Raw genomic sequence first — 11,494 nt, 5'->3', positions numbered from 1 at the left:
CGGTCCGGCGGTGTCCTTGAACGGGTCACCGACGGTGTCACCGATGATCGTCGCCTCGTGGGCGGGCGATCCCTTGCCGCCGTGGTTGCCGTCCTCGACGAGCTTCTTGGCGTTGTCCCACGCACCACCGGAGTTGGCGAGGAAGACGGCCATCAGCGTGCCGGTTGCGATCGCGCCGGCGAGGTACGCGCCGAGCGGTCCCACACCGAGGCCGAAGCCGACGGCGATCGGGGCGAAGATCGCCAGGATGCCCGGCGTCGCCAGCTCACGCAGCGAGTCGCGCGTGCAGATGTCGACGACCTTGCCGTACTCGGGACGACCGGTGCCGTCCATGATGCCCGGGATCTCCTTGAACTGGCGGCGCACTTCGTAGACGACCGCGCCGGCCGCACGACCCACGGCGTTGATCGCCAGGCCGGAGAACAGGAAGACGACCGCAGCACCGATCAGCAGCCCGACGAGGTTCTCCGGGTTGGCGACGTTGAGCACGCCGGTCAGGGCCTGCTGGTCGCTGATCGAGAGTCCCTCGGCGAACGCGCTCTTGGCGGCGTCACCGTCGAGGCCCTCGAAGATCAGCACGAGCTGGTCCTTGATGTTGTCGGTGAAGGCTCCGAACAACGCGGTCGCGGCCAGGACGGCCGTGGCGATCGCGATGCCCTTGGTGATGGCCTTCGTGGTGTTGCCGACCGCGTCGAGCTCCGTGAGGATCTTGGCGCCTTCCTCGTCGACGTCACCTGACATCTCGGCGATGCCCTGCGCGTTGTCGCTGACCGGGCCGAACGTGTCCATCGCCACGATGACACCGACGGTCGTGAGCAGGCCACAGCCGGCCAGCGCGACCGCGAACAGCGAGATGATGACCGAGCCGCTGCCGAGCAGGAACGCGCCGAACACGGCCGCACCGATCACCAGCGCGGTGTAGACCGCCGACTCGAAGCCGACCGACAGGCCGGACAGGATGACAGTGGCCGCGCCGGTGAGCGAGGTCTTGCCGACGTCCTTGACCGGGCGGGTCTCGGTGCCGGTGAAGTAGCCCGTCAGCGCCAGGATCAGGGCGGCGAGCACGATGCCGATCAGCACGGCGACCCACGCGATGGTGCGCGGACCCCAGCCGTCGTAGCCCGCGAGCGGGTCACCGAACAGCTGAGCCGTGAGGCCGGTGGGCTTGGCGATGTTGAGCTCACCGAACGTCTTGGGCAGGTAGGCGTATGCCACTGCGACCGACGCGATCGCCGAGATGACCGCCGAGATGTAGAACGAGCGGTTGATCGCCGTCAGGCCGTTCTCGCCGGCGCGCGCCCGGGTGATGTAGACACCCAGGATCGCGGTCAGGGCGCCGATGGCGGGGATGATGAGCGGGAAGACGAGGCCTTCCTCACCGAACGCGACCGAGCCGAGGATGAGGGCCGCGACCAGCGTCACGGCGTACGACTCGAAGAGGTCCGCGGCCATGCCGGCGCAGTCGCCGACGTTGTCGCCCACGTTGTCGGCGATAGTCGCGGCGTTGCGCGGGTCGTCCTCGGGGATGTTCTGCTCGACCTTGCCGACCAGGTCGGCGCCGACGTCAGCGGCCTTGGTGAAGATGCCGCCGCCGACTCGCATGAACATCGCGAGCAGCGCCGCGCCGAAGCCGAAGCCCTCGAGCACGTCCGGTGCCTCACCCTGATAGATCAGGACGACGGTCGACGCGCCGACGAGGCCGAGGCCCACCGTCAGCATGCCGACGGTGCCGCCGGTGCGGAACGCGATGCGCATGGCCTTCTCGCGGCCCTCGTTCTGGGCGGCAGCGGCGACGCGGACGTTGGCGCGCGTCGCGAGCCACATGCCGAGGTAGCCGATCAGCGCGGAGAATCCGGCACCGACCAGGAAGAATGCCGACCTGCCGATCTTGATGTCGGTGTCGCCGGGCAGCAGGAAGAGCAGTCCGAAGGCGAGGACCGCGAAGACCGCGAGGGTCTTGAACATGCGGCCGAGGTACGCCGAGGCGCCCTCCTGGACCGCGAGTCCGATCTCCTGCATCTTCTCGGTGCCTTCGGAGGCCTTGAGTACTTCGGCGCGGAATACCGCCGCCATGATCAGCGCAATGACGCCGATGCCCGCAACGACCGACACAATGATCGTGTTGTCGTTCGAGAGATCGAGGTCGCTGGCTGCCGCAACGAATGTCGCGTTCGCCATGAAATTCCTCCAGATATAAGGACAAGACGTGAAAATGGCCTGGGTGACCAGACCGCGTGACGCAGGTTACAGGGAGGGCCTATGATCCGGTGCGACCGGGATCACAGTGCCTGGGCTGAGCGGGCGTCGTCGATCGACGTGTGCAGGCCGAAGACCTTGTCCAGACCCGTGATCTCGAAGATCTTGAGGATGCGCTCCTGGGTGCACACGATGTCGAGCGATCCGCCGTCTGCGCGGACACGCTTGAGGGCGCCGACGAGGACGCCGAGCCCCGTGGAGTCGAGGAACTCGACCTTCTGCACGTCGATGATGAGGTGCGTGTGGCCGGCGTCGACCGCCGCCACGATCGCCTCGCGGAGCTTGGGAGCCGTGTAGACGTCGATCTCGCCGCCAACCTCGATGATCTCGAAGTCGCCCTCAGCGCGCGACGTCAGTGACAGCTCCATCTCCACCCCTCTCTCCGTCTGCATTCAATCACGATCTCCGCACAGGTGACGACGGGCGAGCCGGTGCGGACGTGTCTGGGAGAATCACGAGGTGGACCCCGCCGACCTCGTGCTGCGCTACGGCGAGCGGGTGACTCACGTCGAGCGGGTGCCCGAGCGGGAGGCCGTCGTCGAGCCCTGGCCGGACTGGGTCGACCCGGCCGTACGCGCGATGTACGCGGCCGAGGGCATCGATGCGTTGTGGGGTCATCAGGCCGAGGCCCTGCACCACGTTCACGAGGGGCGACACGTCGTGATCGCGACCGGCACGGCGTCCGGAAAGTCACTGGCGTTCCAGGCGCCGGCGCTGACGGGACTCGCCGAGGGGCGAACCGGCAGCGCGCTGCGGGGCAACCGGTTGCCGACGGTTCTCTACCTGGCCCCGACCAAGGCGCTCGCCGCCGATCAGCTGCGGCGGCTCTCCGGCGCTCGGGAGTTCGCCCGGCCCGCGACGGTCGACGGCGACAACTCCCGCGAGGAGCGGGTCTGGGCCCGCGACCACGCGAACTACCTGCTGACCAACCCCGACACGCTGCACCACTCGATCCTGCCGGCGCACGCCAGGTGGGCGCGGGTGCTCGGCGGCCTGAGCCACGTCGTGGTCGACGAGTGCCACCACTACCGCGGAGTGTTCGGGGCCCACGTCGCCCACGTCCTGCGGCGCCTGCGACGGGTCTGCGCCTACTACGGCGCCGAGCCGACGTTCGTCCTGTCGTCGGCGACGGTCGCCGAGCCCGAGGTGTTCGCGGGCCGACTCACCGGGCTGGAGGTCGTACCCGTCACCGATGACGCGTCGCCGCACGCCGCCCGCACGATCGCCCTGTGGGAGCCACCGCTCATGCCCGGACGGGACCCCGTCAGCGGCGCCGCGACCGAAGGTGTCGTACGCCGCGCGGCCACGACCGAGGCCGGCGAGCTGCTCACGGACCTCGTGATCGGCAAGGTCCGCACCCTGGCGTTCGTACGCTCGCGCCGTGGCGCCGAGTCCGTGGCCGCGACGGCTCAGCGACGGCTGGCTGAGGTCGACCCCGAGCTGGTCGGTCGGGTCGCGACCTATCGCGGCGGCTACCTGCCGGAGGAGCGCCGCGAGCTCGAGCAGCGCCTGCGCAGCGGCGACCTGCTGGGGCTCGCCAGCACCAACGCCCTCGAGCTCGGCATCGACATCGCCGGCCTCGACGCCGTGATCAGCGTCGGCTTCCCCGGCACACGGGCGGCCCTGCACCAGCAGTTCGGCCGCGCGGGCCGCTCAGGGCGGGACTCGATCGGCATCCTCGTGGCCCGGGACGACCCGCTCGACACGTACCTCGTGCACCATCCGGAGGCGTTGCTCGGCGCCCCGGTCGAGGCGTCGGTGTTCGACCCCGACAACCCGTACGTCCTGGGGCCCCACCTCGCGGCCGCCGCCCAGGAGATCCCGCTGACCGAGGACGACTTCGCGATGTTCGGGCCCCGTACGGCCGAGGGCGTCCAGGCGCTCGAGGCGGCCGGCTGGCTGCGCAAGCGATCGGCCGGCTGGTTCTGGACCAAGCGCGAGCGGGCCAGCGACCTCGCGGACATCCGGTCCAGCGGCGGAGCGCCGGTGCAGATTGTCGATGCCGTCACGGGTCGCCTGATCGGCACGGTCGATGCCGGGTCGGCCGATTCCGCGGTCCACGAGGGCGCGGTCTACGTCCACCAGGGCGACGTCCACATCGTCGACGACTACGACGTCGAGCACGGTGTCGCCGTGGTGCACCGCGACGATCCCGACTACTCGACCATGGCCCGGTCGGTCACCGAGATCTCGGTGACCGAGACCGATCGCACGACGCAGTGGGGCAAGGCGGCCATGTCGTTCGGGTCGGTCGATGTGGTCAACCAGGTTGTGTCCTACCTGAAGCGGAGCACGACCGGCGGCGGCATCCTCGGCGAGGAGCTCCTCGACCTGCCGGAGCGCACCCTGCAGACCAAGGCCGTGTGGTGGACACTCGAACCCGGCGCGCTGGCGGCGGCGATGGAGACCGGCGACGTGCCTGGCGCGGCGCATGCCGCCGAGCATGCGGCGATCGGGCTGTTGCCCTTGCTCGCCACGTGCGACCGCTGGGACATCGGCGGCGTCTCGACCGCTCTGCATGCCGACACCGGGACCATGACGGTCTTCGTCTACGACGGCTATCCCGGTGGCGCGGGCTTTGCGGAGCGCGGCTACGAGCTGGCGGCTCGCTGGCTCCGGATCACCCGCGCGGCGATCGTCGCCTGCGAGTGCGCGACCGGCTGCCCGTCGTGCGTCTACTCCCCCAAGTGCGGCAACGGCAACGAGCCGCTCGACAAGGCCGGGGCCGTACGCCTGCTCGACGCCCTGCTGACCGACGCACCCCCGGACACCGTTGCGTCATAGGAACCGTGGCCTGGAGCCCTCAGTTCCTATGACGCAACTCGGCAGTCCAAGCACTGTTCAGGTAGTAGTCGGGGGCGGCGCGGGCCTTCTGCTCGAACGCCCAACGGTGGCCCCACCACGTCCGGCTCGTGACGCGGGCAGTGATCGTCGCGACGTCGTAGTCCATGCGGCAGGTCAGGACCTGGGCACCGTTGCGGTCCGCGATGCGGCGAGCAGCCGCACAGGCATCTGCGCCTCCGACGCTGGCCTGGGTCGCCGACAAAGCCGCCAGGTCGGCTGCCGCAGCCACCCGGTGGCGCAGCCTCACCAGGCCCGCCATCTCGGTGATGATCAGCGCTGCCAGCACCAGCACCACGGCGATCGCCGCGGCGTGGATCGTCACTGCTCCCCGTTCGGCCCGGGCGATCACGGCGACTCCACAGCGGCGACCGACGAGGAGTCGAGCTCCTGCGATCCGATCGCGGAGAAGTAGGGCAACGGCATCCGCGACCGTGCCGTGACGATGACCGTGACCGTGCCGGACTCGGTGTCGACCGAGACCTTCGCGCCGGCGGGCGCATGCTTGCGGGCGACCTCCTTCGCATCCTGCACGGGCTCCCCGCGGGCGATCATGCGCGCCGCCTCCCGCGAGGCGTCCGTGATCCGGATCTGGGTCAACCCCAGCGAGATGACCCAGAGCAGTAGGAACGCGAAAGCGACGGCGAACGGCGCGATCGTCGCCAGCTCTGCGGTGACCATTCCTCGCTCCCGCCTCATGGGAGCCGGATACCGAACCTGGGAATGCGGTCGAACAGGTCTCGCATCGTGCCCCAGCCGAGGGCGCGTTCGAGGATGTCCCTGAACGAGGTGATCCACGGGTTGTCGTTGTCGAGGAGGCCGAACCGGTAGAGCACTGCGGCGATCATGACGGCACCCAGCGTGCCGACGGTGTATTCCGCGGTCGCCATGCCGCGGTCATCGTGGTGGGACATGTAGGGCCCTTCGAAGGTGGGGTCCGGGGCGACGCACAGCCGCCCCGGACCGGTCGGATCAGAACGGGAGGATGTCGGGGATCTTCTTGATCAGGTCCTCGACGAGCTCGCCGAACCACGGGGACTGGCCGATCTTGACGAGTACGCCGCCGATCGTGCAGGCACCCAGGGTGCCGACCGTGTATTCGGCGGTCGTCATGCCTCGCTCGGCGCGGTGCAGGAGCTGCTTCATGTGGAGTCCTTTCGATGGATGAATCGGTCGAAAGGAAGATGCGCGGGCCGCACCATGAAACGCGGCCGTACTTCTCTGCTGGGGACAGTGGTGACGGCCCTGCTCGGCTGTGGACTCAGAAGCTGAAGGAGCGGAACGTCGCGATGATCGTGGGCACGATCCCGATCAGGAAGAACGCCGGCAGGAAGCAGGCACCAAGCGGGGCCGCGGTGCGGACGGCGACCTTGCTGCTGCGCTCCCGCCGGGCCGCTCGCCGGTCGCGGCGCAGGTCGTCCGCGACCCCCGACACGACGTGCGCCACGGGCATGCCCGAGGCCGCCGCGCGCCGGAACGCCCGCCCCACCGGTGCCAGCGACCGGTCGACCGCGAGCGTGCGCCACACGGCATCGGTGTCGCCCGCGATCGCCAGGCGACCCGCCACCAGCCCGAGCTCGCTGCCCAGAGGCTCGGCGGTTGCCTCCGCCGCCAGCTCGAACGCCGTCACCGGCGGACGTCCCACCTCGAGCGCCGCGACCATGAGGTCGAGCGCCGTTGGCAGCTGGGCGGCGATCTGGGCCTTCCGGCGGCGCTCAGCCGCGTTCTCGAGCCGGCTCACCGCACGGTGCACGACGGGCGCCAGGCCGAAGCCGATCACCGGGCCGAGCGGCAGGCCCAACGCGACGGTCGCTGCGAGCGGGGTCATCAGGGCGGCGGCGAGGGCCGGATCCACGCGGCTGGGAGCTTCCTGCCCACCGAAGAGCATCCGCTGCCTGGCCGCCGTCGATCCCGGCACGAAGCACCAGACGGCGAGCCCGGCCAGCACGGCAGGGATCACGACTCGGCTTCCGCACTCGCCGCGATCCGCTCGACCCAGGCGACTCCCGCGCAGGCGAGGCCACACCCGGCCGCCAGGCACAACACTCCTGGGAACGTGCTCGTGAGGATCGCGAGCGGATCTCCTCCCATGCCCGACCCGAGGGCAAGGCCGAACACCGGGAGCACCGCCATCAGCCGGCCGGTCGCCCGCGCGGGCGCGAGTCCGGACTCGACCTCTCGCTCGATCTCGAGATCGCCGCGGGCGGTCTCCTGGAGCCGGTCCAGGACCTGAGCCAGGGGCGCTCCCGCCCGTTCGGCGACGAGCCACGCGCCGGCCAGCTCGGCGAGCAGCTCGGCACCCGTCTCGTCCGCGGCGGCGCGCAAGGCTCCGGGCACATCCCCGCCGAGATCGGCAGCGCGGGCCGCCGGCGCCAGGAACGCGAACTCAGGAGCCAGCCCCGCGAGCACCCGCTGCGGGAGGATGCCGGCGCGCAGCTCTGCGGACATCAGCCCGATCGCCTCCGACACGAGGCGGCGACGCTCACGCAGACTCCTGCGCGCGAGCGCAACCCGCCACTGGCGTATGCCGAACGCCGCAACCCCGGCCACGGTGAGGACCAGGACGACGTGCGGACCGGAGATGCCAACATGCATGGTGGCCCAGACCGCCGCGACAGCAACGACCAACACGACGACCCGTCGTGGCATGGGTCGACCGGCCCGGTCGAGCGCCAATCGCTGCCGGGCCAGCCAGCGGCCGGATGGACGGCGCAGCCACACGGCAACCGCCGTGACCAGTGCGGCCAGCACGGTCACCCCAGCACCAGCCGCAGTCGCTCATCGCCGGGCCCCGTCTCGACCCCGTCCGGACCGGCCGACAGTGCCGGCAGGCATCGGACGAACCCGTCGCGATCGCGCTCGAGGGCCGCGATCTGTTCGACCCGTCGTAGGCCGTCGGCGCCGCGCCCGAGGTGGACGACGAGGTCGAGGCCCGCGGCGAGCTGGCTGTGGACCGCATCGCGCGGCAGTCCGGCGGCGACACCGAGAGCCTCGAACCGGGCCGGGACGTCCACCGTCGAGTTGGCGTGCAACGTGCCGCATCCACCCTCGTGCCCGGTGTTGAGTGCCGCCAGCAGGTCGACGACCTCGGCGCCACGCACCTCGCCGACCACGAGCCGGTCGGGCCGCATGCGGAGCGCCTGGCGTACGAGGTCGCGGACCGTCACCATCCCAGCGCCCTCGACGTTGGCCGGGCGGGCCTCGAGGCCGACCACATGAGGATGGTCCGGCCTGAGCTCGGTCGCGTCCTCGACGATGACGAGCCGCTCACCCGGGTCCACCTCGGCAAGCAGGGCGGCGAGCAGCGTGGTCTTGCCCGAGCCGGTGCCGCCCGTCACCACGAACGCCACCCGTGCGGCGACGATGCGTGCCAGCACGTCGGCGGTCTCGTCGGTGAGTGAACCGACAGCCCGCAGCTCGGCCAGGGAGAAGGTTCGCCGCGCCGGGACACGCAGCGAGATCAGCGTGCCCGGCCGGGCGAGCGGGGCCAGGACCGCATGGAGTCGCGTGCCGTCACCGAGGCGGGCGTCGACCCAGGGACTCGCATCGTCGAGCCGTCGCCCGGCCTGCGCCGCCAGCCGCTGGGCCAACCGGCGTACGGAATCCTCGTCGGCGAACCGGACGGCGGACTTCTCGAGCCCGCGACCGCGATCGAGGTAGACCTCGTCAGGTCCATTGACCAGTACGTCGCTGACTCCAGGTGTGGCGAGCAGCGGGTCGAGCAGGCCCGCGCCCCGGGTCTCGCTGCGGAGCTGGTCGACCAGGGCCAGGACCGTGCCACTGCCGGCGACGTGGTGCTCCGCACGCAGCGCGGCGGCCACGCTGTGAGGCGTCGGCTCCGACGTGCCGGCGGCCAGGCGGCGCCGGACCCGCTCGAGGATCGGCAGCTCAGTCATGGCTCGTGCCCCGGCGCTCACTCACGCCGCCTCGAGTCCGAGCGTGTCCAGCAGTGCCGTGGCCGTGCGGCGGGCTGAGCGGGATCGTCGCGGTCCCAGCCCGCGATCGACCGCAGAGCGTATGCGGCGATCGACGCGGTGACGGGCGAGCACCGGGAGGCCCAGCGCGTCGGACACCGCGGCTGGCCCGATGCCGCCGGGCCGGCCGACGGTGACCACCACGATCGACGACGCCGCCTGCTGCAGGCGATCGAGGACGTGCCGGGCCGCGCCGACGCCGCAGATGTCCTCCGCGACGACCAGCACGCTGAGGACGGACCGTCCGACGATGTCGACCCCGAAGCCGTCGAGATGTCGGGGCACGTCGGCGACGACCAGGTCGAAACCACGCACCGCCGCGGTCAGGACGGACGGCACCGCCGCCGGCAGCACAGCCGTGCCCGACCGGCCCCATGACAGCGTCGACACCCCGCGGTGCACCGGCAGCACGTCTGCGAGCGAGCCGGCGCTGAGCCGCCCGCGGGTCGCGTCGAAGTCGTGCCAGCGCAGCCCCTCCGCCCCCTCGGCACCCATCAGCAGCTCGAGGCCGCCGCCGAGCGGGTCCGCGTCGAACAGCAGCGACCTCAGGCCCCGCCGCTGCGCCGCGATGCCGAGCGCGACGGCAAGCGTCGAGGCGCCGACTCCGCCCGATCCGCCGACCATGCTGACGAGGCACGCCTCGCCCCGGCCGTCGAGCGCGGCGGACAACGCCTCGAGGATGCGCTCCTCCTCGTGCGGTCCACACACCGCCGCGGCGCCCAGGGCGACCGCGTCCGGCCACCACTGCGACGGCTCCCTCACGAGCAGCACGACGTGCTCTCGCCGGGGCAGCACAGCACGAGCCAGCTCGCCCGCCAGGTCCTCGCCCACGATGACCAGGGACGCCTGGCGCCATGACCTCCGCGTCGCCGTGAGGTCGGGCGCGACCTCCGGCACGGCGCCGACGGCGGCGCACCAGCGCAGCGCGTCGTCCAGCAGCAGCTCGTCGGCGGTGGCGATCAGGGGAGCAGCGAGGTCGGGCATACGTATGAGCGTCGTGGGCTCAGCCAGCAGGCGAAACCAGGATCGCCGGGGCTGTGGATGACCGAAGCCGGCCGGTCAGGATGTGGACCGGCCTATCCTTGATCGAGTGAGCCCCACGAGGTCTGCCGCATTCTTCGACCTGGACAAGACCATCATCGCCAAGTCGAGCACCCTTGCCTTCAGCAAGCCGTTCTTCCAGGGCGGCCTGCTCAGCCGCCGGGCGGTGCTCCGCAGCGCCTACGCCAACTTCATGTTCGCGGTCAACGGCGCCGACCACGACCAGCTCGAGAAGATGCGCGCCTACCTGACCCAGATGGTCACCGGATGGGACGTCGACGTCGTACGCCAGTCCGTCGCCGAGACGCTGCACTCGATCATCGACCCGCTGGTGTACGAGGAAGCCGTCGACCTGATCGAGGAGCACCAGGCGGCGGGGCGTGACGTCGTCATCGTCTCGGCGTCGGGCACCGAGGTCGTCGAGCCGATCGGCGAGATGCTGGGCGTCGACCATGTCATCGCCACGACGCTGTTCGTCGAGGACGGTCGCTACACCGGCGACGTCGACTTCTATGCGTACGGCCCCAACAAGGCTCTCGCGATGGAGCGCCTCGCAGTGGAGCGAGGATACGACCTCGCCGAGTCGTACGCCTACTCCGACTCCGAGACCGACGCCCCGATGCTGAAGGCGGTCGGCTACCCGTTCGCGGTCAACCCCGACAAGGCGCTGCGCCGGATCGCCGAGGACAACGGCTGGCCCATCCTCGCGTTCGGCCGGCCGGTCGCCCTGCGCCGCCGGCTGGGCCTCGACACCAGGGTCGGGAAGGCCGCTGCGGCCGCCGTCGTGGCCAGCGCGGTGGGTGCGATCACGGTCGCGCTGGTGACCCGCCGCAAGCACCGCGTCGCTCCCCGAAACGGTCGCCTGGCGCGTTTGTGAACGAAAGCGCACAACGTTACGGGCCAGTAGACCTCGCGCGGTTCGGCCCTTTGGCGTAGACAAGGAACCAAGAACATTTCAGAACTTCATAGCACCCCTAAGCGGCACAGCAGCTCAGTACCCACGCGGCGATCACCCGTCTCAATGGGACCGTTGCTCGAGGACTCCGTCCCACTCAGGGATTCAGGCGGGGGCCCGACGACTCAGATCCAGCACGCCTGGTAGCCGAGCCCGCTGGCCAAGGCGGCGCCATTCCCCCGGGGATCGGCGCCGCCGTTCTGTGTGGCGGCGTACTCGAAGGCCGGCCGCCCAGCGATCTCCTCGACGCTACGGGCGCGAGGCCTGGGTCACATCCTGACGCCCCACGAGATCGATGATGCGAACGACGTTGTCGCCCTTGAGTGCCGAGACCGGGATGACCTCGAGGTCCGGGACCTGTAGCCGCTCGGTGCCTGCATCGATGCCGCGCCTCTCGTCGGGATGCGGTCACTCTACTGGCTCAGCC

At 70.7% G+C, this 11,494-nt stretch carries 12 protein-coding genes; 2 read left to right on the top strand and 10 right to left on the bottom strand.

What is annotated here, in order from left to right:
* Positions 1-2,178 (bottom strand): sodium-translocating pyrophosphatase (locus V6M46_RS07440; protein WP_332663389.1); only part of this gene is annotated, 2,178 nt, incomplete at its 3' end.
* Between the two features lie 101 nt (positions 2,179-2,279).
* A complete protein-coding gene (locus tag V6M46_RS07435) occupies positions 2,280-2,624 on the bottom strand; it encodes an STAS domain-containing protein (RefSeq protein ID WP_332663388.1) in 345 nt (114 codons plus the stop codon).
* 91 nt (positions 2,625-2,715) lie between these two features.
* On the opposite strand from V6M46_RS07435, the gene V6M46_RS07430 reads away from it, so the two are divergent.
* A complete protein-coding gene (locus V6M46_RS07430) occupies positions 2,716-5,040 on the top strand; it encodes a DEAD/DEAH box helicase (RefSeq protein WP_332663387.1) in 2,325 nt (774 codons plus the stop codon).
* A 19-nt stretch (positions 5,041-5,059) separates the two neighbouring features.
* Here V6M46_RS07430 and V6M46_RS07425 read toward each other — a convergent pair whose 3' ends face one another.
* The 8 genes from V6M46_RS07425 to ssd all read right to left on the bottom strand — a co-directional run bounded on the left by V6M46_RS07425 (position 5,060) and on the right by ssd (position 10,055).
* On the bottom strand, positions 5,060-5,449 hold the full coding sequence (locus tag V6M46_RS07425) for an Rv3654c family TadE-like protein (RefSeq protein WP_332663385.1): 390 nt from the start codon (positions 5,447-5,449) through the stop codon (positions 5,060-5,062).
* Entirely contained in the window at positions 5,446-5,778 is a 333-nt protein-coding gene (locus tag V6M46_RS07420; RefSeq protein WP_332663383.1) for a TadE family type IV pilus minor pilin, read from the bottom strand. Before V6M46_RS07420 ends, V6M46_RS07425 begins: the two co-directional genes overlap by 4 nt.
* A 14-nt stretch (positions 5,779-5,792) precedes the next feature.
* The gene (locus tag V6M46_RS07415; protein WP_332663381.1) at positions 5,793-6,011 is read right to left on the bottom strand and encodes a DUF4244 domain-containing protein; all 219 of its coding nucleotides are present in this window, start codon (positions 6,009-6,011) and stop codon (positions 5,793-5,795) included.
* Positions 6,012-6,069: 58 nt separating this feature from the next.
* Positions 6,070-6,243, bottom strand: coding sequence for a DUF4244 domain-containing protein (locus tag V6M46_RS07410; protein ID WP_332663379.1), 174 nt, complete (start codon positions 6,241-6,243; stop codon positions 6,070-6,072).
* 115 nt (positions 6,244-6,358) lie between these two features.
* Entirely contained in the window at positions 6,359-7,057 is a 699-nt protein-coding gene (locus V6M46_RS07405) for a type II secretion system F family protein (protein WP_332663377.1), read from the bottom strand.
* Complete coding sequence (locus V6M46_RS07400; protein WP_332663375.1) at positions 7,054-7,854, bottom strand: type II secretion system F family protein; 801 nt, start codon at positions 7,852-7,854, stop codon at positions 7,054-7,056. Before V6M46_RS07400 ends, V6M46_RS07405 begins: the two co-directional genes overlap by 4 nt.
* Positions 7,851-8,993, bottom strand: coding sequence for a TadA family conjugal transfer-associated ATPase (locus V6M46_RS07395; protein ID WP_332663374.1), 1,143 nt, complete (start codon positions 8,991-8,993; stop codon positions 7,851-7,853). Before V6M46_RS07395 ends, V6M46_RS07400 begins: the two co-directional genes overlap by 4 nt.
* Positions 8,994-9,014: 21 nt before the next feature.
* A complete protein-coding gene (gene ssd / locus V6M46_RS07390; RefSeq protein ID WP_332663372.1) occupies positions 9,015-10,055 on the bottom strand; it encodes a septum site-determining protein Ssd in 1,041 nt (346 codons plus the stop codon).
* Between the two features lie 106 nt (positions 10,056-10,161).
* On the opposite strand from ssd, the gene V6M46_RS07385 reads away from it, so the two are divergent.
* Entirely contained in the window at positions 10,162-10,989 is an 828-nt protein-coding gene (locus V6M46_RS07385; RefSeq protein ID WP_332663370.1) for an HAD family hydrolase, read from the top strand.
* The last annotated feature ends 505 nt before the right edge of the window (positions 10,990-11,494 follow it).

Source organism: Aeromicrobium sp. (assembly GCF_036676885.1).
Classification (GTDB): Bacteria; Actinomycetota; Actinomycetes; order Propionibacteriales; family Nocardioidaceae; genus Aeromicrobium.
The sequence above is the reverse complement of the archived record's forward strand: the minus strand, read 5'-3'. Positions and strand labels throughout refer to the sequence as shown.

What these genes read in the sequence shown, in the direction of transcription:
- V6M46_RS07420 (WP_332663383.1), bottom strand. Translation starts at nt 5,778, where the DNA reads ATGGTCACCGCAGAGCTGGCGACGATCGCGCCGTTCGCCGTCGCTTTC.
- V6M46_RS07410 (WP_332663379.1), bottom strand. Translation starts at nt 6,243, where the DNA reads ATGAAGCAGCTCCTGCACCGCGCCGAGCGAGGCATGACGACCGCCGAA.
- ssd (WP_332663372.1), bottom strand. Translation starts at nt 10,055, where the DNA reads ATGCCCGACCTCGCTGCTCCCCTGATCGCCACCGCCGACGAGCTGCTG.
- V6M46_RS07435 (WP_332663388.1), bottom strand. Translation starts at nt 2,624, where the DNA reads ATGGAGCTGTCACTGACGTCGCGCGCTGAGGGCGACTTCGAGATCATC.
- V6M46_RS07415 (WP_332663381.1), bottom strand. Translation starts at nt 6,011, where the DNA reads ATGTCCCACCACGATGACCGCGGCATGGCGACCGCGGAATACACCGTC.
- V6M46_RS07395 (WP_332663374.1), bottom strand. Translation starts at nt 8,993, where the DNA reads ATGACTGAGCTGCCGATCCTCGAGCGGGTCCGGCGCCGCCTGGCCGCC.